Raw genomic sequence first — 22565 nt, forward strand, 5'->3', positions numbered from 1 at the left:
TACCTTCCAGGTGCAGGCCACGACACCGAGGGAAACTGCTAGGTAGCCTGCCATTCACAATCATCGAGCCCAGGGCTTAGCCAATGTGATTGACACGCTCTGTACGCTCAATCTTGAACACCATTGCTAGGCAGTGGTCACAGTGATAAGGCAAGCTGCTGGGGAGGCTTATTGTCGCTGGTGGCGACCCTAGAGCTTCGCCAATGTGAACGTCACTCGCTTCTTGGCATAGCCCGGTATACGTCTCTCCTCAAATCTCGACGCCAGAACCGTCGCCCGCTACTGCACTTTGCGCTGCCAACATTTAATTCTATTCAAACCTACCTCTAAACAACCTGACAATCACCAGCGAAGAGGACGGGTCACGCCTGGGCTCTGTACTAGGTGAACTTTACGACCGGGGTACGCGCCAGGTTAGCGCCACTGGCCTGGGCGAGTACCTTGGCCACTGAGCATTTGAATTCAGCAGGGTTGTTCGTTTTCTAACCAGTGCGCGATACGCAAGGAAAATGAATAACACGCGTCATTTGGGCTGCTTATTTCGATTTTGGGAATTCTTTAAGTGCTTTACTGAGCTCTAAATGCACAGGAGGTTGCCATGAAAGAACGATACAACCCAGATTTCCCTACCCTGAGTCTGCATCACTTTAGTGAGGCTAGATTCAGCATGGAGCACGAGCTGAATCGTGCAGCTGGTGTTGTGCTTGATGGTATTAGGCAGTTCTACACGGAGCCGCAGCAAAAAGAGAATGCGCGTATCAGTCAGATCAAGCAGAAGGGATACCGCAAATCAGAGCACTTCGGGCAAGTGGCGATCTTCTTTTCGGTGAATCGGCGCAACAAGAATTACCCAGACGCGATGAACTATGAGCTTAGATACCGAGATTATGCTCGTGATGATGATGGCCAGCGCAAATACAACGCGAAACACTCAAAGGCGCGTCTCTTGGTTTTGCGAGGCCGCTCGTATGAGATCCGTAAAGGCAGTTACAGTAGTGAGTCTAGAGGCTTCTTTGCAGTCAAATCGCTGTCACGTCACATGAAGTCGTGGGAGCTCGAATTGCATGAACAGCTTGTCAACAATGTTGGGGTGCACCTTCTGTACTACTACCGCCTACGCAAGCACTACCAGAATATCTGCGCTGATGAGCGCTCACTCATTGAAACCGAGATCAGAAATCGATTTTTGATCTCCATTCCGGCCGCGCGCCGAAAGACCATCGACGACTTGCTGCAGTTTCGTGGCGAATTACTCGATAAAGCGGGCTTGAGCCCTACCTACGAAGGAAATACTTATGGCTAAGTTTATTCAGAAACGAAAAGCGCTCCAGTTCGAGGTGAACTGCCAGTCTGAAATCATGCACCGAATCTTGCTAGAGAGGGGTGGTGTATTGGTTGGCGCATTGCAGCGTGTCGCGACGCTTCGTGAACACTCCATTGGTCAAAAGCATCTACTCAACGCGATTGACACTCTGTTTAATCCCATTTTTGAACGTTTTGAAAATGACTACCTTCACTTAAAGCGAGAGTCTGACATTCTTGTTCGCCAGGGCAGAAAGGCGCTCAAGCGTCTCAACGTGAAAGAAAATGAATTGAAGTTCGCGGTACCTGAATCGTTCTGTCACATTCTAGAGCTTACGCATCCGAGCATGCTCAGCGTTGCAGACAGGGTCAGCGCAATGGATACGCTAGCGACCAGGCTTGAAAATTACTGGTACTGCGCATTGATTGACGACGAACAGTACGATGGCATTCGACGTCGATTGACAGGAATGATCCTTCGTATCTGCAATGAGATTTACGAGCAGACCAACCGCCTACGTTCCTCTACAAAATCGATACGTTCGACTAGGTACAGCGTTATCAATCAGCTGACCGCTTTTAATCAGCAAGCGGCCTATGAATCGGACCGATTAGCGGAAGAAGCGGCAATTGCAGAAGCTGTCGACACTGCGGATAGCGCAGTTGAAACGGACAATACTCAGCATCACCTGATTGATGACACCTTTTCCACTGAAGACATGACCGAGATGCTTGAAAATGTGGAAAGCACGCTTGAGAGCGATGTCATTGTCGATGACCAAGAGTTAGATGCTAACGTTGAGCTCGACGAAGAGCAGGTGAATTAACGCATGCTTACTTACGTTTGGGAGAAACTCAAGTTAAGCGCCAAAGGGCTCGACCTCGTGCGCCTTGAGTTACAAAACTCAATGAGCGCGGCCATCATTGATGAGCAGCGCAAACACATTGCTCAGATGCAGCAACAACTGCGCGAACTCATTGAGTATCCCCCAACACCAAGCGGCGTGCCAATCGTCAGTCGTTCTGATATTGCCTATGTGTACCGCGCCATTCTTCGAGAGACCTGGCTCGCTTCTGGGATGACCCCGGAAAGTACTGTACAAGGCAAGATCACCTTTGAAACCACTTACCTTGCGGTTATCAGGCGCATGATTGGTTTTTACCATCTGCTCCCTGCGTCTGAGTACAACCATCACCGTGAAGTTGGGGGACTACTGCGTCATTCGCTGGAAGTGGGCTTGATGTCGCTACGCGCGTCAAAGTTTACCAAGCCCAACCCAATTGGCTTTCAAGATATCGAGCGCGAGCGGATCCCGCGCTGGCAGTTTGCTGCTTGGCTTGTCGGTATTATTCACGATGCCGGGAAAATCATCGCTGACATGGAAGTGATCTCTCATAAGCCAGAAGGCCTGGTGTGGCAGCCCCAGGTTGAAGATATTTTTGAGTGGGCGGAGCGCGAGTCCATCCGCCGCTACACTGTCCATTGGCGCGCTGGTCGCGTTCACCAGGAGCATGACAATCTTTCAGTGATGCTGCTTGATAAGTTACTCACTGACGATTTGCGTCGCTGGTTATACACTTCTAATGACAACTTGTCTCTACCGCTTATCAATTGCCTGCGCCACTACAAACAGAGAGACGGCTACCTCGAAATTTGCCTTCGCGCCGCTGATAATCGCTCCGCTGAAGCGGACATGCGAACCCAATGGCACCGTGCTTTCGGTAAACGACGCATCGGCGTGGAAACCTCGATTGTTCTTGCGATGCGCGATCTCTACAAGCGAAGCTGGCATAAAGGCATGGGCAAAGAGCATGCGCGTGTGTTCATGATTGATGGAAGTGTCTATCTGGATGCTGATAAGGCGATTAAAGAGATCATCGCTTATGTAAATAAGAGCCTGAATAACGCCCTACCTATCGTTCCTCAAGGGGTGATCAACATTATGTACGATGGCGGTATGCTCCGTCGTCTTCACCCATACTCTCAGACCTGTGAGCTCCGCTTTACCAAACCAAACAAAGAAACTGTATTCAAATACAACCTGGTGCAGCTCAACTGGAATGGCGCCTTGTTCGATAGCAACGTGTTCCCAGAGGATATGACCAATGCGACACTCACGCTCTCTAAGTTGGGTGAGCTGGTCAAAATTGACGAGGCCGGCCGTCTTGAATACTTCCCATCAAACATAGCCGAGGTGGAGAACTTCTTTAACGGCCATGATGTACCTGAGTTCATCGCATTCTCCGAAAAAGCGTTAAACAACATGAAAGGGCAAAAACCGGCAGCCCCGAGTGATGGCAAAGCAATCGAGAGCGCTGGCAAGCAGGAGCAGAGTGCCAAAGAGTCGCCCCCTGGGACAGATAAGCCAGCACAAGCGGTGACGCAAAACGCGGCCAATACTTCGCCTAAGTCCAAGAAATCCACTTCGAAAAAGGCGCAATCTCAAAGAGCGCTTACCAATGCGTGCAGTTCCCAGTCTAAAGCAGCCAAAAGTGGTAATCCCTCAAATGGCGCCTCATCGTCGAAATCGCAGCGTGCTAAGCAAGGCCGTACAGGGTTCGCACCTTCACCGAGCAGTAAGGTCGCGCAGGCGCTCGGTTCATTCAATGACAAAGCTGGGTTTGATGGACGCGATGTGCATCGTGAAGTACCTGATCATCGTTTGCAAGACGTGGTGGTACAAGACAGTGAGTCGGGGCGTGCAGTGAAAGAGATGGGCATCGATAAGCGTCCGAATGTGAAAGATGGCATGCCTGCGAATGTTCAGGCTTATCAAAATCAGGTTCAAATGCGAATGGACTCAGTCAGACACAATCCTACCGCTATTTTTCTTGCCTACTTACTCTCTCGAGGAGTGCTTGCCAATTACTGGCCAAAGGACAGAGATTGGATCCGCCCAGAAAAGCACAAGGGTTTGCTTTATGTCCGTGTCGGTTGGCTGACCGAGCTTCTCAACATACACAACCAAAGCGCCACGAAAGAACTTGACTTATTCGCTGTGGTTAAACAAAGCGACTACTGCCAAGCGGTCAAAGAGAAAACACTCGGAGACGGTGAGAACGGTTATGTGCAGGTGCTGCTGGATGTGTTTGCCTTGGCAGCGACCGTCGTCGCGGTGCCATCCACCGAGCTTTACAACATGGCGATGAAGGTCGACATACGAGGGGCACGATTTGCCGATCCAAAACCACTCGATGATAAGTATCAGCCGCTCAGCATCGTCAGCGCGTCATTCGCGAAGGCGTTACTTGAAAGCGAAGAGGCCAAAAGGATAGGTCTGTCCAAGGAGGCACTGCATGTTATATAGACCCGATACCGATACGATAACGCATCACTTTCGACCGGTTTATGAAGCCGATCAGGCTAAGGTATGGCTGGTGGGCTGTGCATTCTACGTAGTCGCTGGAGGTGTCGAGGCTGTTCGTCTGCTTTGGACAGGAAATTCGCTCAGCGACATGATGGCCTTTGCGGTTTGCGCAGCGCTTATCTGCGCAGTGATGGGGTACACCCGGTTTCGCCAGGCTTGGCCACTGGTAAAAAGACAAGCGAAGTTGGTGTCGTCACAACTGACCATTGAACCACTGGGAAAAACGCGTCAGCGCGCCAAGAAGTATAAAGACCGCACGTACTTTGGCGAGGGTTATAACTATGACCCGGAACACGCCACCGACGCCTACAAAATTATGGCGATGTCTACCAAGCGTCGTAACATTGTTGTCCCGGTCTACCTAAGACAGTTTGTTCCTTACGATCCAGATTTGACGGAATATCTCGGTGGGGAGCCCTTTTTAATGGGGCTTGGTGAAGAGCACCCCATTTCGGTACGTGATGATACCTGGCGTGCACACACATTGTGCCAGGGCTTGCCTGGTACCGGTAAAACCACGGCGCTGAAAATCGTCGCTCTTAATGAGCTTTGGCGCGAAGAGCCAGTACTGCTTATCGTCATCGACCCTAAAAATACCCCGGAGCTGAAAAACGGCTTAGAAGCGGAGATGAAACGCCAAGGCAAAAGCGATCAGTTCTACTACTTCTCTCCCGCGAGACCGACAGAGTCGGTGGTGGTGGATTGCTTGGCCAACATTAACCGAACCACAGATATCGCCACGCGCATCATTAACTGTATCCCAGAAGGTGGCGCCAGTGGTGAGGTGTTTAGAGCGTTCTGTTGGGAGCGAGTGAACCAAGTGGCTCAGGCGGCGCACTACGTCGGCGAGCGAGTGACGATAATGTCACTGCGTTATTACCTTCGACGTGAAGGCATGGCCAAGCTGGTTGAGTCGTGTCTTAAGCGTTATTACGTCGACAATTACGGTGACGAATGGGAAAAGAACCTCGCGAATAAATTCTCCAGCGTACCGGGCAAAAGTTTGTTCGATAAAATGATGACCTATTACCAGTCGACGCTGGCGCGTGATTACGCTGAAGAGTCGCTGTCGGGTATTATCGACCAGTTCAGCAAGTCCGACTCTGATGTCGCGTCAAAGACGGCATCGCTCAATGCACTGCTAGAGCAGCTCTGTTCAGAGCCATTATCACATTTGTTATCTCCAAATAACGACAAAGTCCTCGATAACGACCCGCGCATCGTGAACATCGAAGAGATCGCCCGAACCGGCGGCGTGTTATACATGGCGACCGATGGTTTGACTGACCCAATCATCAGTTCGTCCTTGTCGAAATTGGTGAGCTCAGCTGTAGCGGGGGCGTCGGCACATCGCTACAACTTTAGCCAAGGGGAAGAGCCCAAAGTCGTCTTTCTCATCGACGAGGCGCATTCCGCACTCAATACCATTTTGCTCGACCTTTTAGCCGTCGGTCGTCAGTCTCGCTATCAGCTGTTTCTCTGCACGCAAGGCCTGGCAGATATTTCTGATAAATGTGGTGAAGACACCATGATGCGCGTGCAGTCCTTGTGCGCGAACACCATCAGCTTTCGCTGTGAAGACAAACTGACTCGTGAGTATACCTCAGAGAAGATTGGCGTTGCCGACCTCGTCAAACACACCAAGATGCGCTCTAACACCACCAGCACGCACGACACGATGTCGCAGTTCACGGGTGGGCGCGGTATGCGCGAAGACTCTGAAGAGAGACCGCTCTTTCCGCCGCATTTGGTGTCCGCTTTACCGAACCTTCAAGCGATTTGTTCGTTCTCTAATGGTGAGAAGACGCTCGTGCGCTTGCCGGTCGAACCACGCTAATGGAGATGAGATGGAATTAGTCGTTGAGCAGCATGGCGCGAAGAAACTCATTCAGCTGACGTTAAGCAGCGGCGATTCGCGCTGGCTTCGAACCATGTACACCCAGTGGCCGCGCCTGGCAGATATCACCACTAACATCACAATGCTGGTGGGGCATCAGGTTGGCCATGACCAGGAGCGAGTGTTGCGATCGATCTTAACCGGGCTTATTGAATGCTACCGTCGCCATCTCGATGCCGGGTTCAGTGTGTGGTCAAAGCATGCGTTTGTCACCATCTTCAACGAGCTTTCCCATGTTTTTGACTATTCCGTGTCGATAGAGATGCACAAAGCGCCGCCAACGGACTGCTCCGTGTATTGGGACGTTTTAGAGTGCTCCTATCAAGAGTTCGTTGTGCGCCATAAACCCGCGCTCGATGCCGGTGAAGCAAGCTTGGTGTGTCACAAGAACAAGCACACCTTGACGGACTCGATGAGGCGCTCAATGACCATCTTGTTGCTGCCAAGGATTTACACCCGAGCGGATTTATCCATGTTTGGCTTAACCGCAAGTGTGGGCAAAGACACCTGCTACAGCTCGCTCGATGCGTTGATGGCACAAACGGAAGACAATGATAAGGAGCAAGACGATGTCCGCGTATGACACCAACGATCTTATCAACGAAGGCAATCGCGCCATCCTTGGCGACGGTAAGGCATCGTCGTCACGCATTGTGATTTTTGTCGTCGTGAGCTTCTTTTTGCTGCTTTCATACAGCACCTTCTTGGTGCCAACCGATACCCTCTCTGGCGAAATCGTCACGGAAGTAAAAAACAGTCAATCTGCTTTGGAGCCCGCTCAGTTTCGCATAGTGCTGGCACGCACCGAGCGTTGGTACGAAGCGTCCGTCGTCGCCACTGGGATCCAGCATTATCTCGACAGTCAGGTTTCTAAAGGGGTGAGAGAAGGGGAGGCGCGCGGTAAAGGCATGATGGCACTCTTCCAAAATGGCGCCGCTCGCGTTGGGCAGAACATCAAACTGATGATCTATCGCAGCCTGTTTCGGATTAATTACATGGCGCAGTGGTTTATCTATGGTTCTGTCGCGTTTTTTATCTTCCTGCTTGATGCGTACTACACCTACAAAATCCGCTTAAGCACCTTTGAAGTTCAAAATATCAAGCTCTCCACGGTAATGCTCAACTCCACCACGCTCTATCTCATCATTTTGTGGCTGTACCTGTTTATTCCACTCTGGGATCTGAGTTTTTGGAATTACCTGCCTCTGGTCTTTATGGCTGGCGGGATCTTGTCAACGACCACTCTCATCAGACACTACACGCGCGTATAAGGACTTTGGTATGAAACCCATTAGACGACAGCATTTCCTCACTAAGCCACTGACTTACTGGTCAAAGCGCAATGCAGCGCCTAGGCGTCGTAAAGGAGACACTCTGAGCGGGCAAATTGCGGACATGACCGAACGATTTAAGCTGTTCACTCGCATGAACACGCTGAAAGTCATCGCCATTGTTTCCGCAGTGGTGTTTGGTATTGCGCATACCTTGTATGTGTATCACTTCTGGCAAGCACCATTGCCGCACATCGCGCTTATTCAGCTTGAAGGCGCGGTGAAACGTGGTTCAAAAACGGCCGATGGCACCATCTTGTCTGAAGCGTTAAAAAAGGCGATGAATGACCCGTTGGCGCACGCAGTCATCATTGAGGCGAACTCCCCAGGCGGTTCTCCCGTTCAAGCGGAGATCTTACACCGCACCATGATGGACATGCGCGAGACGACCCACAAAGCCATCTATTTTTCAGTCGGTGAGGCGTGCGCGTCAGCTTGTCTATACATGGCGAGCGCCGCCGATGTTGTATTGGCACACAAGAACAGCTTACTGGGCAGCGTCGGCGTGCGAATGGACACGTGGGGTTTTGACAAAGTGCTCTCAAAGCTTGAGATAGAAAGGCGCACCATGACTGCAGGGGCGAATAAAGCCTCACTTGACCCTTTCTTGCCAGAGAATCCTGAAGTGAAGGCGCACATGCAAACGCAGGTGCTCACTCCTTTGTATCGTCAGTTTAAAGCCGCTTTGATTGAGGGGCGTGGCAACAAACTTGATACCGGCAACCCCAATCTTTTTACGGGGCTTGTTTGGACGGGTGACGAAGCGGTCGCGCTCGGCTTGGCTGATGACATCATGACCCATTTCGAACTGCGAGAGCAGCTGATGGATGAGTACGACATCACGCTCATTCAAAACTACACCAAACCCTCATTCAGTATTCAGAACCTTATGAGCTCGGATTTTTGGGCTGAAGTGGTCACGAAAGCGTTGACCAACCTTGAAGCTGAGCAACCTTTGACGATTCGTTAGGAGGACGTATGCGAACGATCACACTGCTAAACCAATATGACGAACTCTTCTTTCAGGTGACTTTCGATAATCGCGCTGATTGGGATTTCTGGTGGGCGGAGAGTTTAATACTGTTCAAAGTAGAGATGGTTAACGGGCGGTTCAAACACAACGATTTTGCTGTCCAAGATGCCATGGACGATCTTGAAATGCTCTTCGACATTTCGGTCGACGACAAGAAAGAGCTGGAACGAAGAGCATTTCTCCTTGCTGCGCTTTTGCGCTGGATGATTGGGGAGAAGCCTCCATTCTCCGATTTGGTGGTGTCGCTTCGTGAGATGCGATTCCGCTGGCCGGAATTGATCGATGTGGAATCGATGATGAAGCCCATGACGAACGCCCATAAATATATGGCGATGCGTGAGTTGTGCCATTATAGGCCGGTGACAAGCGATCAGTTCATCACCTTGGGGGGTAGGCCATGGATGATGTCCAGGTAGAGTCGAGGGAGCTTTTTATTGCTTTGATTGTTGCCGTGTTTGCCGCGGGGATAGCCCTTGCGCTCATAGCGCTGTTTATCCCCAATGTGGCGCGGTTAGTCGACATGCTCGGTGGCCACGGAGGGCTCATTATTCCAGTTGGCATTGGGGCAAGCTTTTTTGTGTTAACGGTAGCGACTATCGCAGACAGGCCGATTGATAAGAAGCGTCGTGGTGGAGAGAGCAATGAATAGCACACACTGGAAGGCAAAGACCTGCAGGCGAATTATCTGGGTATCGGCTGCGAATGCAGTGCTTGGAGCTGTGTTTGGGCTAGGCATTCCATTTTTGATATTGAACATGGATACGGCACTGGCGCCGTTACCTTACTTATCAAATGGTGGGCAGTCGCCCTGTCTCTTATACACAAATCCTCGAACTTAGTTCGGGGATTTTTTTTGAACTCTTTTCCAAGGCTGCGATCTGATCACTTAAGCAATATTGATTAGGTAGCTAATATGGAAAACTTAACACCAATGAAGTGGGCACAAGTACAGTTTGGTCTGGCAAAGCTTAACGACCCTAGACGAACTCAACGATTGATATCAATGGCTGCTTCACTTGCTAATCAACCAGGCGTTGCCGTGTCTAAGCTTGCTATTTCACCCGCAGATATGGAAGGCGCTTACCGCTTTATCCGTAATGACCAAATCCAACCGAACGATATCGCTGAATCAGGCTTTCAAGTCACCGCTCAGCATGCGCAAGACCACTCGTTACTATTGGCACTAGAAGATACGACCTCACTTACTTACCAACACAAAAGTGTACGAGATACTCTTGGACATACGAATCAAGGCAACCGAAGTCGTGCTCTTCTTGCTCACTCTATCTTACTTTTCGCACCTAATACTCATCAGGTAGTCGGTCTTATTGAGCAACAACGCTGGAGCCGAGACATCTCTAAACGAGGGCAAGGTCATCAACATGCGTCTCGCCCCTACAAAGAGAAAGAAAGTTACAAGTGGGAAAAAGCCTCACAAAATATGTCAACTCGCCTAGGTGAGCACCTATCTTCGGTTATCTCCGTTTGTGACAGAGAGGCTGACATCTATGAATACCTGACCTATAAGACAGAACAGCAGCAACGCTTTGTCGTGCGTTCGATGCAAAGTCGATGTATTAAAGAACATGACCAGAAGCTTTACGACTACTCAAACAAACTGCCAGTAGTAGACCTTAAAACGCTGAATATTCCTCAACGAGGTGGTCGTAAGGCCAGAGATGTTGAGCTGGAAATTCGATATGCTCCAGTCACTCTTAAAGCACCCGCTAACAAAGTGTCTGAACCGGATATCCCACTTTACTATGTGAGTTGCATTGAGCGTGGAGAGGATAAAGATAAATTGGCGTGGCACCTGCTGACGTCTGAAGTAATAAACTCGTATGATGACGCTATAGCGGTCATCAGCTATTACGAGCATCGGTGGCTTGTCGAAGACTATCACAAAGTCTGGAAAACCGGTGGTACAGACGTAGAGGCGTTAAGGATGCAGTGTGGTGAAAACCTTGAGCGAATGAGCGTCATACTCGCCTTTGTTGCCACAAGATTACTTCAACTACGCTTTATGAAATATGTTGAGCCAAAAGGTGATGTGATGAGTTGTGAAGTGGTGTTAGGTCATAAAGCGTGGAAGCTATTATGGTTCAAAACCGTAGGGAAGCCACTGCCAACCCAAGTACCAGATACCCATTGGGCTTATGAAAGCCTTGCTAGGTTGGGAGGGTGGAAAGACACCAAGCGAACAGGGCGAGCATCAGTCCAAGTGTTATGGGAAGGATGGTTCAAATTACAAACCATCCTTGAAGGCTATGAACTAGCGATGTCTCTTGAACGAGCAGACTTGTGATCAAGAGACAGGGCAGTCGCCCGGCTATTATTTGGTCGCACTGTGTGTGCTACTTGCGTGCTGTTTGACCGTTTTCATGCACTTCACTGAACTATGTCTTGCCAGACGACTACTTTCAAGGATTTGCCTTCAACAAACAAAAGGATCGCTCTCATGAAACTAGAACCAGATAAGTCGATGGCGTACAGGGCGCTATTAAAAGACGCGCACAAAAGAATAATGCTGAGTGTCGCTGGCTGTGTGTCGGTGCCAATTGTATTAATCGAGCTGGATGCAGTGATACAACAGCTTGACCCGCTCGGTGAAATAGGCCGGCCTGGTGGTGAGTTCAAACTCATTATCATGCTATTTCCTATTGTGTGTTCTTACATGGCTATCTTGGCGTATTTGGAGGCGAAACATCTGCGGAAGAAACTTGATGAAGGCTCCACACACAAGCCCCTTGCAAGTGCGTCAAGCAGCGAGCTCGCAAGGCTGCGAATGTGGTCACGTCACTTTAGCTTTGTTCGTGAGTTTGAGATGCGCTGCCGCGCGGTTAACGCGCTCGTAACCAGTACAGATGTCAACAATGCAAAGCGTGCGGTTCAAAAGCATTTGTGCATGCCGGATGATGGAAAACGATAAGGAGAGCATGATGGGAACAGGTAAACTTAGCTTTAGAGACATCATACTGATCATGCTCTCTCTTCTTATTCTTTTGTTGTTTTATTTTTTGCTTGTTACGGCTGACGAGCGTCTGAACTCCTCGATGACAGCGATGCAGGAACAAGCTTGGGCATGGCAAGACCTGATGGAGCAGGTGGAGCAAACGTCAGCTGGTGAGTCGTTACCGGTCGATGCCATTAATTATCAAGGATACAAGTCGGGCAACAATATCTTCGCGCTGGATGTCCAAGGTAGAACTGTGTTAACACATGCCGAACTTCGTAACCTTGAACCTAGCACTGTCTCAGTTCGCTACCCTATCACTGACGCTCACCCGATAATTGCGGCAGACAAGCTCGAACAACACGTGGCAATTTGCGTCAACGAACAGTCGTCTCGCAATTGTGTCATCGGCTGGTGGGCAGCGCAGTAAGCGATTGATTCGTGACTCGCCCACATCCCTCTCATTTTTCACTCCGTGTATATGCACTTAGTTGTCATTCTGATAGTGTCGAGTAGACGACACTTGTTACCAAGTGCCGTCCCTCTAAGAACCGTACGTGCAACTTTCACTGCATACGGCTCAAGCCTCCGCTAAGGCATCGTTTGATACCCAGCAACTCATAAAGCAGTTGGAACAGGTTCAACCCAAGAGTTTCGTGCTTGTCTCTTTGATTTCCGCTTAGCCAAGTATTCTTGGTAATCGGGGTCATAAGGAGTCGCGGCGCTTCGGATTTTCACATGTCGCTCTATTGGCACTTTTGCGATTTGGAACAAGTTGAAGTGACAGTCCATGTTCATAATTTTCTGCCAACCATGAAATTGCCATTGGCCTTTTCGGTTGAGGAAATATTTGTGAACAACCCAGTCTTTAGACTTGGTTGGATGACGTCTAACTGCCCAGTGCCATAGCGCTTGGAATAGTTTGTGACCTACATACCCAAATACTTGTTTAGCAACGCAATGGCGATAGTAATTCGCCCATCCTCTAAGTTTTGGATTTATCATCCTGATAAGATCATTAACGGGGATAGTGGCGTGCTTTTTGACAAGTTCACGTAGATTCCTCAAGAATAACAGCGTGTTGGACTTGCTCGGTTTAATGAGCAATTTCCCTTTATACTTCCTAGGGTTGAAGCCCAGAAAGTCAAAGCCATCATCAATATGAGTGATCTTCGTTTTCTCTTCGGATAGGGTTAACCCTCTTTCAGCCAAAAAGTCAGCAATCAACGGTTTGATATCGTTCACTAGCACTTCCTTTGAAGAGCAAGTGACCACGAAATCGTCAGCGTAACCAATGAAGTTAGCCCTAGCTCCTTTTCTGAGTGTTGTGGATTTTATACGTTGCTCTAGCCCTGCGAGAGTCATTAGCATCAAGGTTGGGGATATTATCCCTCCTTGTGGCGTACCCTCGTCGGTGTCGTAGAACAGGCCTTTATCCACAAAACCAGACTTTAGCCATTGCTCTAACATACGTTTATCTACAGTGATATTTTCCATAAGCCATTGATGCCCGATTTTATCGAAGCAAGCTTTAATATCGCCCTCAAGAACCCATTTTGCTGATTTCTTCTGTGCCAAACATATAAAGCACTGGCTGATGGCGTCAGCGGTGCTGCGGTTTGGTCTAAATCCATAGCTGTTAAGGTCGGCAATTGTTTCAGAGACAGGCTCTAGTGCCAACAGATGGAGCGCTTGTTGCGCTCTGTCTATCATGCACGGAATACCTAGAGGTCTGAGTTTGCCATTCTTTTTGGGGATGTAGATACGTTTAAGTGGTTTGGCTTTGTAAGTCTTACGACTCAATTGATTCACTGCTTTCATACGGCGCGTATCTGTATTCCAGATAACGCCGTCTATTCCAGGCGTTTTACTGCCTCTATTTTGAGAGACTCGTTTAACAGCAATAAGCTTTGCTGAACGAGAGTGAGTTAAGAGCCACTGTAAGGACTTCACCTTACCGTATTTCTTTTCTCTCGTTGCTTTTGCGATACGCTTTTGAAGCTTTAATACGTGCGCTTCAGCGGATTTCCAGTTGATAGACTGCCACTGAGCACCGTCAGAAGATGCACTAATCTCTTTCGAGATCATCATTTGCTTTTCTCCTTAAATAAAGTTCTCCAAATTCTCTCGCAATGGGAGACCAGTTGGAAGTGGGCTCACTTTCGTGATCAGGCACAAGCCTGTATCTGCATCATTACAATGCAGCTTTCGCTTTTTCCGACTTCCTATACCTGCATCACTATCGGCCGCAAAGGCTTTCCCTAAGGGAGTAATACAGGCTTACCGTGTTCCGTATGTCACGCAATATCAGGTTAGATGCCCGCTATGGTGCGGAGAGTTCAATGATCACGAAAGAGTATTGGACAACCTCTTTCCTACTCTCGTTGCCTTTTGGCTACAGCGTATTAACCACTTCCGCTGCTTCATCACATAACGCACCTTAAACGGATTCACATATGTTCATCATACTGACTACCTAGCACTTACCCAATTCGTGGTTATCAGGAGGATCTTCCTCTCACGATTTCGATCCCGAGCAATTGTTGAACTGCTCTTCGTTACATTGTCAGAGCCGCTACTTTATTCAGGCTCGTAGGTTCATCTGGTGATACAGATGGTTCACTCTTAAAGCGGTGAACAGCGCTTCATACGACTTCACGTCGCACATCCAAAATTAATTTATAAAATGGATTTTGGTATAAATAAGTGAACAAAGTAGTTGTTTTATTGAGCATTTTTCTGTCGTTTGGGGCTGTGGCAGAAGTAGTAAAGACATATTACGAAAGTGGGGCGCTGAAAACACAAGAGAACCACAAGGACGGCCAGCAGGAAGGTGAGACGATAATTTACTATGAAAGCGGGAAATTGAAGGGCAAGGAAAAGTATAAAGACGGAAAACTTAATGGTAAGCAAGTCATATATTTTGAGAATGGCCTTCTATTTCGAACCGGGAGTTATCTCAACAATCAGTTGCATGGTAGCTACAAAGAGTTCTATGACAATGGCGCTAGGCACAAAGAGATCCACTACGTACATGACAAGCAAGAGGGACTTGCCAAGACTTTTTACAAAAATGACTCCTTAAAAGGCGCATTTCAGTATGTGAATGGTCAACTCCATGGCGAACAGTTGGAGTACTTTGAAAGTGGTGCGATTCAAAGTCGAGTTAATTATAAGAATGGAAAGCAGGAAGGCCTTGCAACTCAATATTACCAAAGCGGCGGTAAAGAGTTCGTGTGGAATTACGTTGATGGGAAGTTAGAGGGCATTGTTGAGGCATACTATGAAAGCGGTGCAATCAAAACTGAGATGAACGTCTCCAATGGTGTTCAAGATGGAACGCATCGCGAGTTTTATGAAAGTGGTGCCATTAAACTAGAACAGTCTGCAGTTAATGGCCTTATAGAAGGCATTGTTAAAGCATACCATGAAAATGGTGCCATAAGGATAGAGCAAAATAAAGTTAACGGTAAACTTGAAGGCGTGTCGAAGGTTTATTATGAAAGCGGAGCTTTACAGTCTAAAGAGTTCTATAAGAATGGTCTACTTCAGGGGCTCGTTTCTAACTACTATGAAAGTGGGGCAATTAAAGTAACGAAGCCCTATTCCAAGGGTGTGGCTGAGGGTTTAGCTAAGGGCTATTTTGAAAGCGGCTCTCTTAAAGGAGAGACGAATTATGTCAATGGTGAAGCACATGGTGTGTCTAAGGTTTACAATGAAAAAGGCGTCCTCATCATTAGAGAGAACTATGTAAACGGTAAGCTAGCAGGCTCCTGGCATCGCGACAAGTAGTGCCCAAGTCATCCAGTCATCAAACTTTTACCAAAGCCGCTAACGCATACAGCCAGCGGCTTTCGTCATTTTTGAGCTACTTGTATTCGTACACACCGGTTTCGGGGTTGCCAGTCAGTTGTATTTGCTGAAACCTGCTTCCATGTGGCGTTTCAACCAGTCCCTGCGCCACGCAAATATAGGCTCCCGTCATCATGGGTCTAGCGACGACGATACGTTCGTGAGTAAAAGTGGTTTTCGCGCTTAAATCTTTGAAAAAACCATCACAAATTTGGTTGTGCTCTTGCTGTGCCAGCTTCTTCTTTTCTCGCTCTGCCATGCACTCAGGACTGCTTTGACAGGCTTGTTCTTTGGCTTCTCTTTGGGCACGCTTACGCGCTTGCTCTTGAAGTCGCTGCTCCTCACGGAGCTCTTTGGCCGTCATGTTGCTGATGTTGTTCCAAGTATCGACTTTGCCCTTGTAGATGTATGTCGTAGCGGAGTAAACTGTATAGTCAGGCGCGATCACATCCATGATATGACCACTTGGCTCGTACACCCATTCATAGTAGCAAGACGTGACGTCTCGACCATTGCTCTTAATGGTCTTTTCACCGACCAGCGTTTGATTTGGTCTCAGTTCACATAGGGTTGGCTCAACCGCCGTTAATTCGGGTTTAGATGTGCACCCCGCGAGGGCGAACGCTGTGATTGTCAGCACTAATAGTTTGATTTTCATTACCACCACCGTAAGTTATTTATGAGGCGCATCCGTGCGCGCGTATCTTAACGGGGTTAAGGTGAGTTGGATTGAGAATTGTTGGAATATGGCTTATTCCAACTGGTTATCAACGAGTTATACGTGCTTTTGTTGTGGCGATGGTTAACATCTGCATCGAGGTTTGAAGGGTTCTTAGAAAGGGCAAACGCTCTACTATTGGAAGAGCGTTATGTCAGAGAGGGTGTACGTGTCTTGCCACTCTGCAGAGCAGTGGGTGCAGCGACACACTTGAATCGCAGTCTTACCTTCGATTGATATTGAGCCTCCCTCTATTTCGTCGCTACGACAGCAAGGGCAAAGGTTGGGCTTATTAGTATTGAGGTAACTTGTTTTTTGCTCTGCAGTCATCCCTTTCATTTTAGTGCTCCAGTTTCATGTGATTGCCATGCCATTTCGATGGCGTTTATCAGGTGCTGAATACGCGATGCACAAATGTAGCTTTTTTGCTCATGCAGTGCGGTCAGAGTGGATTCTAAAAGCGGTAATGAAACGTTATTAGGCGTGATCAAAAGATCGCCAATAGCATTAAAGACAAAGCCGTTAATCTCAGTTCCCGCTGTTGTTGTCACCTTGTAAAACCCACGGTCTTCAAGCTCGTCATGTTTACTTTGAGCAGATTCGTATTGGTTGTCATCATATAGGAAGCGCTCTGAGTGCTGACTATGGTGATGTTCTTCAGTTTTATACCCTGTGACGATAAATAGAGAGTTCATAATCTTTCTTTTTGACAATGCAGTATTAACGAAGCTGCTCGACTTCAAAGACGAAATCCGTTTCGTGGGAAAACGCTTTATCGGTGACAACATCGATGTAGATATTGTCGTTCCAAGAGCTGTGTTGCTCTGAGAGTATTAGTTTTGCAGCGATTAACGCCGCGTCGGAAAATGACATGGCAGACACAATATGAACGGCGGTCTCACCGAGAGCTGCTCTACCTACGGCCATGAAGTCTTGTTGTTTAGCCATTTAACACCTCACTATTTTGCTCATCACTCGCCACTAAAGGCGTATTCCACGCTCTAATAACTTGGCTTTGATCTCTGACATCTCTTTGCTCATTTGTATTTGGAGCGCCGCAGGGAAGCCAACCCAGTGGCGGTTAAGCCACTGGTACCTGTCTAATAGGCATTGGTTACTTTTGTACATTAGAGCTCCCCCCTTGCATTGAGGAGATCGTGTCTCCAAGCGATCAACAATTTAGTGATCGCGGTTAGGATGACCTCACACTGTCTATGCACCAACATAGATCGAAAGCTTTGACCTTCTGCGGCGCTTTTAGACGCAGATTCTAATTCTCCGTACGCTGCATCAAGCCACTCGATGGCGATTTGCTGTGCCTCGACGGAATCATCTTCTTCGATAGTGGCAAGCGATTTTTCAACCAACTGCTGTGCATGACTAAAGCCGTCGAGTCTCTTCGTATCGGTCTCTCCAATGAAGCTTGCTGCAACTCGCGATAGGTCGAGGATTTTTGCTAGCCCTTGAAGTCGTGCAATTCTCACAACCGAGTTTAGAAGCATTGTTTTCATGTCTACCTTCCTTGTTGGGGTTGATGTACAAAATAAGTATAATCGTGCACGAGTATAAATCAAGAAAATACCTTAAAAATATAATCGCGGGCGATTATAAAAGCTTGTCCCCTATTGACGCATTTTCTTTCTATGAGTGGGGTTACGTTCGCAGTTGGCTCAGCGAACTTGTTCAAAATGAAGAGAGGAGCATGGAGCTGTTGATGCACTGGGCAGCGCAGACGTGTGGAAGTGTGATGAGGGTGATTGGAGCGACGCAGAAGCCAGATAACTCTGTTCGTTTTGCTCTCTTTGGAGAGGTTCTACGATTGGTTAGCGTCAACATCCGATACAAACAAAAAAAAGCACTCAAAGGTGCTCTGTTGTCTATGTTTTGGTCAGTTCTAAGCCAGTAAACCGGTTAGTGCTTCAACAAAACAACTGATACTTAAAAGCAGTCCCGTTAACTGGATGGTTATTGGCACTTCTTTGAGGCTGACAATCAGCTTTGTTAATGCATTGACTAGGGTTGCTGCTCGCTTGAAGCAGAAGGTATGAAATATTCTATTCATAGTTATTTTTTTAGAACTTTAGTAACTATAAAATTGAATGTCAAAACTAGGAGTACCTTTTACTTCGCTGCGTATCTGAACGTCATGTAACTGGTACACACTGTTTATAAATTGGAGTGGCAACAGGGCAGAGAGGAGCGAGCATAAACCTCACGGCTTATGCCCTTTCTCACTACTTGAGAGTGAAATTACCCTGGTCATCAAAGGTTATCGTAAAGGCGCTGGTGGCGAGCTTAGCCTTAGTGGCATGCCCGTGCTCAGCTAAGGCGCGCTCTAAAATACTCTCTAAAAGTTCGGAGTCAGAGTTTACGCGATGCAATGTGACAAACTCCTGAAGCTTGTGACTGTCAGCTTCAAATTCTGTCTCTAGATAACTGAACTCGGATTGATACGAGTTCAAAGCGGCGGTAATTAAATCGGCTTTAGTACCAATATCGCAGTCGTTTGATATATAAAGCACATTGTCTGAGACTGTCCAATCGAGAGGCGCACGCTTACCAGTGGTAAATTGTCCGGCAAGGCTCTCGCAAAGCACGATATCAAAAAATAGATAGTAATCACTGGTGAAGTAGATAGGCTCGCCAGCCTTGCTGGCGTCTAGCGTTACGGAAAAGCTATCAAAGTCCATTGTCATTGAGTGTATCCAGTGCTCGGTTGGATACAGACCTGTTTGCACGAAAACTACATCGTCGCATGCCATCAACGCATGCAGTGTGAGCATGTCTTCGTCATCATACTCGCAGTCACATTCTGGCATCGCCACCAGCGTAAGATCTTTGATGTCAGACTTCGTGAGTACACCTTCATAAATTGTTTCATCGAAGTTGTCACGTCGGTCAAAGTCATAATTGCCAGAACGCACCACCGTGTGCATTGGGAGACAACTCATCTTGTTGAGTCGCTCTGGACAATAGTTTTTTAAGCGCGAATGGCACCGCTCATCCGCCAGAAAGGCTTCTTCTGACATGGTGGATAAATCGCTGTCGACCATCTCGACCATCGTTTGGTTAAACAGTGCTCTGATTTCGCTCACAACGTCCGAGTCGTCGATTAGGCAATCGCGGTCTGGCATACGAGCAGGAACACTATCATCAAAGTGAACAATGACCGTCGGTAAGTGACTTCCATAGGTGTAAATGACCGATGTTAGACTGCTGGAAATAGCCGCGCCTTGTAGGAATGTTTTTGGCTGAAGGTTTACTGCTTTGTGATCAATGAACACGGTGGCGCAACTTGTTCTGCGCTCTATGAAGTTACTGCACTGTCGAAGCGCTGGTATTGAGTAGCGGCTATTGGCTTTTTCATCATTAATATAGACATTCAGCGCGTAGCCTTCACTGGCTTCATGCAATACCTGCAGCGGTCGAGAAGATCGTTTGCTAAAGAGCGATTTTTTGACGTTGTCATTAAGCCCAATGAGCGTGATGCTCGTCCCTGTTTGTGATGCGCCGTCATCCGGCACATCGAAAAACTCTTGTTGATTGATGATGTCTTCGGTGTCTACGAGTAGATACCGACCATTACTTCGTATGAGCAGTTGTCGACAGACAAACAAGGTGCTTGTAAAGCCCATGCCGAAGGCAGACTGTGTGTTGATGGTTGAATCGTCCCAACCTGATTGGGCGACATTGAAAAGTTTGGAGAAGTCTTTGATACCTTCTCCGTTGTCTTTAAAGGTGAGTGACTCGTGCTCGCCTTCTTGTTCGGTGGTGATGTTGACTTCCGTAGCACCTGCGCGGCAGGCATTTTGTAGCAGTTCAGTCCAAATTTTGGTGTTGTTTGAAAAAAGTGTATTGAGTTTAGCAAGTAGCCCTTGCTCGTTTACGGTGAGTTTCATTGGCGTATCTCCTGTACTAGAGATACCCATTATGTGGAACGCCGTAGTGAGAAAAGTCCGTTTGCTGCAGCTAAATTAAGTCAAACAAGGATTCTGAAACGAGTAGATTGGGGAATAGAAAAATCGTAAAACGGAGACAGGTGAAAAAGGGCGAGTTATCTGATCTCACCCATTGTCGCCGAGTTATTCGAAGTAGCCCCAACCATCCTCATCGAACGTCCAGCGAACTTCACTCATTTCGTTTAGTTGTTCGATGTCGGTTCTACCTAAGGGGTCGATTTCGTCAAGCCAACTGCGAGCATCTCCCCATTCCTTATCGGCGAGCGATTGAGCCACACGGCTGTCTACTGAGGTGTCTGTGCTTGATTTTCTCATGCTAGTTCCTTTTACGTCAGAAATTAAAGGAGGTGTTGGCCAACGAAGAGACCCTAGCTTCATTCTGCAAACCCGGCCAAAACCCGGCTCCCACTCAGTGCTTAAAAATGTGAGGTTGGTCACAACTTTTTCTGTATCTCTGAAGTTACTGCGCTGTCGAAGCGCTGACATTACGTTTAGCAAGTAGCCCTTGCTCGTGTCTCAAACAAGAGGGCTAAACCGAGTAGATTAGGCGATTGAAAAAATGAAGCCACTTTGTCTTTTGAGCCTGAGAGGCGTCAGAGCAAATTTGTATGCAAATAACATGTAAGCACCAATCTGAAGGCTTCATTTTAAAGCAGTTGCTATTCTCTCTAATGCATAATAAATGTGTTACACAGTCAGAGGATAGGTTTCATGGAACAGACAAAAAAAGAACTCACACGTTTCGAACTTGCGCAACAAAAGCGTGTATCGGTAGGATTTTTAGGTGCAACGCTCGGAGTGTTTGCGGCAAGAGCGCTAACCAGCGCTGCAATTGTCACAGTAGGTAAGGCGGTAGCGAAGAAGGCGTATGACGCGGCTTTCAATAAAAAAGTCTACTCTAGTGACGCAACGCCACAAGACTGCATTACTTTGAGCAACGTTAATGCTTTGGCGTCAGCGAAGCTCCTAGTTAGCCAGGCATTTGATGAGCAAAACTACGCAGATGCAAATAATGCTATGGAGGAAGCGTGTAGCAATATCTCTCAAGGACTGAGCCTCGTTGAGTCTGGACTTGATGATGATGCCAAAGGCTATTTTGAGCAGGCTATTAAGGCTGCAGCAGAGGCAAAACGTATTGCGAACGACAAAACCAACCCAGGGTATTTAGGTCTCTATTACAATGCAGCGAGCCTGTTTATTCTCGCCAGTCGCCAGCATCTAGCTGTGCTGACTGATGAGAAGAAGATTGCAGGGTATAAGAAACTGTTGGTTGATAATATCGATGAGTTTGTTGGCCATGTGACCAACGAGAAAGCGACGACAGACTTTATTGAAAGTATTGAAGCTAAATTTGGCCAAGTCGAAACCTACAGGAAAGATGACTGGGATCAGTTCCAGTATACGTATGACGATGCGGGTAATCAGACTAAAGTACTAACACCAAATGAAGATAAAGATATGACATTGGCAAAAACAGTCAGGGCTGGTTTCCTAGAAGCTGAGCAGCAAGCTGCCTACAATGAAATGGTTCAACCTGACGTAGTCAATCAATGGCTCATGTTAAAAGAAGAATTGCAGGCTAGCGAGTAGCAACCTCGGAGCTACTAAAGAGCAACCTTCTGACGTTGGTCGCGCTTGGCGTCGAAGCTTTCGGGCTTTGTCGCCAAGTTTTCTGTAGCGGTACTGCTTCTTCAACACCGACGTAATGCGCGCTCAAAAACCAGCGATTACGTATTTGTCTCACCCACTGATTTCTAACCCATCTAGAGTGGATAACGCAGTCGTAGAGCGCAGTTATTCTGGGACTTCTCAAGAGGCCGACTGTCTATCAATCGCCTTGCCATGGGTGTTCTTGATGGCCTTTATTAAGTCCCAGTACCACATCGTCTGATGGGTACCTTTACTGATTTTGTTTCTCAACCCCTGAGCCGTGATCGGCCTGCCCATCTCTGTCAATCTTTGCGCCACAGTAACAGCAGACACATTGTGTAGCTTCATTTGAGCTTTGATGTGCCTTTTGATTTCGTCGTGTGCGACCTCATCTAGTGCTTTCTCACAATCCGACTTTGTTTGTTTAGTTATTCCGTTCGTCACTCTAAGTCCAATAACCGTGTTGGATGATATTTATAATCGCACGCGATTAAAAAAAACG

General features: G+C 47.8%; 23 protein-coding genes. 14 read left to right on the top strand and 9 right to left on the bottom strand.

Translation table 11 applies throughout. The annotated features are described in order from the left end of the window. The first annotated feature begins 598 nt into the window (after positions 1-598). From PG915_RS24545 to PG915_RS24600, 12 genes are all read left to right on the top strand, one after another. Entirely contained in the window at positions 599-1303 is a 705-nt protein-coding gene (locus PG915_RS24545; protein ID WP_353500229.1) for a hypothetical protein, read from the top strand. Then, positions 1296-2129 (top strand): hypothetical protein, encoded by an 834-nt coding sequence (locus PG915_RS24550; protein ID WP_353500230.1) that lies wholly within the window; start codon positions 1296-1298, stop codon positions 2127-2129. The genes PG915_RS24545 and PG915_RS24550 overlap by 8 nt, the downstream gene beginning before the upstream one ends. A 3-nt stretch (positions 2130-2132) precedes the next feature. Continuing rightward, entirely contained in the window at positions 2133-4610 is a 2478-nt protein-coding gene (gene mobH / locus PG915_RS24555) for a MobH family relaxase (protein WP_353500231.1), read from the top strand. Further along, entirely contained in the window at positions 4600-6507 is a 1908-nt protein-coding gene (gene traD, locus PG915_RS24560) for a conjugative transfer system coupling protein TraD (RefSeq protein WP_353500232.1), read from the top strand. Before mobH ends, traD begins: the two co-directional genes overlap by 11 nt. Before the next feature lie 10 nt (positions 6508-6517). Then, positions 6518-7150, top strand: a complete 633-nt coding sequence (locus tag PG915_RS24565) for a hypothetical protein (RefSeq protein ID WP_353500233.1) — start codon at positions 6518-6520, stop codon at positions 7148-7150. Next, on the top strand, positions 7137-7838 hold the full coding sequence (locus PG915_RS24570; RefSeq protein WP_353500234.1) for a DUF4400 domain-containing protein: 702 nt from the start codon (positions 7137-7139) through the stop codon (positions 7836-7838). The genes PG915_RS24565 and PG915_RS24570 overlap by 14 nt, the downstream gene beginning before the upstream one ends. 10 nt (positions 7839-7848) lie before the next feature. Beyond that, a complete protein-coding gene (locus PG915_RS24575; RefSeq protein ID WP_353500235.1) occupies positions 7849-8868 on the top strand; it encodes a S49 family peptidase in 1020 nt (339 codons plus the stop codon). An 8-nt stretch (positions 8869-8876) separates the two neighbouring features. Next, a complete protein-coding gene (locus PG915_RS24580) occupies positions 8877-9347 on the top strand; it encodes a hypothetical protein (protein WP_353500236.1) in 471 nt (156 codons plus the stop codon). Then, positions 9329-9580: a hypothetical protein gene (locus PG915_RS24585; RefSeq protein ID WP_353500237.1), complete on the top strand. Its 252-nt coding sequence runs from the start codon at positions 9329-9331 to the stop codon at positions 9578-9580. The genes PG915_RS24580 and PG915_RS24585 overlap by 19 nt, the downstream gene beginning before the upstream one ends. Before the next feature lie 264 nt (positions 9581-9844). Further along, positions 9845-11236, top strand: a complete 1392-nt coding sequence (locus PG915_RS24590; RefSeq protein WP_353500238.1) for an IS4 family transposase — start codon at positions 9845-9847, stop codon at positions 11234-11236. Between the two features lie 153 nt (positions 11237-11389). Next, a complete protein-coding gene (locus PG915_RS24595; RefSeq protein ID WP_353500239.1) occupies positions 11390-11860 on the top strand; it encodes a hypothetical protein in 471 nt (156 codons plus the stop codon). Positions 11861-11870: 10 nt separating this feature from the next. Beyond that, a complete protein-coding gene (locus tag PG915_RS24600; protein WP_367357791.1) occupies positions 11871-12314 on the top strand; it encodes a hypothetical protein in 444 nt (147 codons plus the stop codon). A gap of 188 nt (positions 12315-12502) precedes the next feature. Here PG915_RS24600 and ltrA read toward each other — a convergent pair whose 3' ends face one another. Beyond that, entirely contained in the window at positions 12503-13975 is a 1473-nt protein-coding gene (ltrA, locus tag PG915_RS24605) for a group II intron reverse transcriptase/maturase (RefSeq protein ID WP_353500241.1), read from the bottom strand. Positions 13976-14590: 615 nt separating this feature from the next. Between ltrA and PG915_RS24610 the strand changes: the two genes are divergently transcribed. Continuing rightward, positions 14591-15676 carry a toxin-antitoxin system YwqK family antitoxin gene (locus PG915_RS24610; RefSeq protein WP_353500242.1) on the top strand — a complete coding sequence of 362 codons (1086 nt, stop codon included), beginning with the start codon at positions 14591-14593 and terminating at the stop codon, positions 15674-15676. Positions 15677-15752: 76 nt separating this feature from the next. Here the strand turns inward: PG915_RS24610 and PG915_RS24615 are convergent, their stop codons facing one another. The 7 genes from PG915_RS24615 to PG915_RS24645 form a co-directional block, all read right to left on the bottom strand. Beyond that, positions 15753-16394 carry a hypothetical protein gene (locus PG915_RS24615; RefSeq protein ID WP_353500243.1) on the bottom strand — a complete coding sequence of 214 codons (642 nt, stop codon included), beginning with the start codon at positions 16392-16394 and terminating at the stop codon, positions 15753-15755. A 395-nt stretch (positions 16395-16789) separates the two neighbouring features. Beyond that, positions 16790-17149 (bottom strand): hypothetical protein, encoded by a 360-nt coding sequence (locus PG915_RS24620; RefSeq protein WP_353500244.1) that lies wholly within the window; start codon positions 17147-17149, stop codon positions 16790-16792. Positions 17150-17174: 25 nt separating this feature from the next. Then, positions 17175-17402, bottom strand: a complete 228-nt coding sequence (locus PG915_RS24625; RefSeq protein WP_353500245.1) for a hypothetical protein — start codon at positions 17400-17402, stop codon at positions 17175-17177. A gap of 33 nt (positions 17403-17435) precedes the next feature. Then, on the bottom strand, positions 17436-17582 hold the full coding sequence (locus PG915_RS24630; protein ID WP_353500246.1) for a hypothetical protein: 147 nt from the start codon (positions 17580-17582) through the stop codon (positions 17436-17438). Beyond that, positions 17582-17965, bottom strand: a complete 384-nt coding sequence (locus PG915_RS24635; RefSeq protein WP_353500247.1) for a hypothetical protein — start codon at positions 17963-17965, stop codon at positions 17582-17584. Before PG915_RS24635 ends, PG915_RS24630 begins: the two co-directional genes overlap by 1 nt. A 723-nt stretch (positions 17966-18688) precedes the next feature. Beyond that, positions 18689-20353 carry an ATP-binding protein gene (locus PG915_RS24640; RefSeq protein ID WP_353500248.1) on the bottom strand — a complete coding sequence of 555 codons (1665 nt, stop codon included), beginning with the start codon at positions 20351-20353 and terminating at the stop codon, positions 18689-18691. 183 nt (positions 20354-20536) lie between these two features. After that, positions 20537-20728: a hypothetical protein gene (locus PG915_RS24645; RefSeq protein WP_353500249.1), complete on the bottom strand. Its 192-nt coding sequence runs from the start codon at positions 20726-20728 to the stop codon at positions 20537-20539. A gap of 396 nt (positions 20729-21124) precedes the next feature. Between PG915_RS24645 and PG915_RS24650 the strand changes: the two genes are divergently transcribed. After that, positions 21125-22003 (top strand): hypothetical protein, encoded by an 879-nt coding sequence (locus tag PG915_RS24650; RefSeq protein WP_353500250.1) that lies wholly within the window; start codon positions 21125-21127, stop codon positions 22001-22003. Between the two features lie 219 nt (positions 22004-22222). On the opposite strand, the gene PG915_RS24655 is transcribed toward PG915_RS24650, so the two are convergent. After that, on the bottom strand, positions 22223-22507 hold the full coding sequence (locus PG915_RS24655; RefSeq protein WP_353500251.1) for a DUF6471 domain-containing protein: 285 nt from the start codon (positions 22505-22507) through the stop codon (positions 22223-22225). Positions 22508-22565: the final 58 nt, after the last annotated feature.

Origin of the sequence: Vibrio sp. CB1-14 (assembly GCF_040412085.2) — a bacterium.
In the GTDB taxonomy this organism is placed as follows: Bacteria; Pseudomonadota; Gammaproteobacteria; order Enterobacterales; family Vibrionaceae; genus Vibrio; species Vibrio chaetopteri.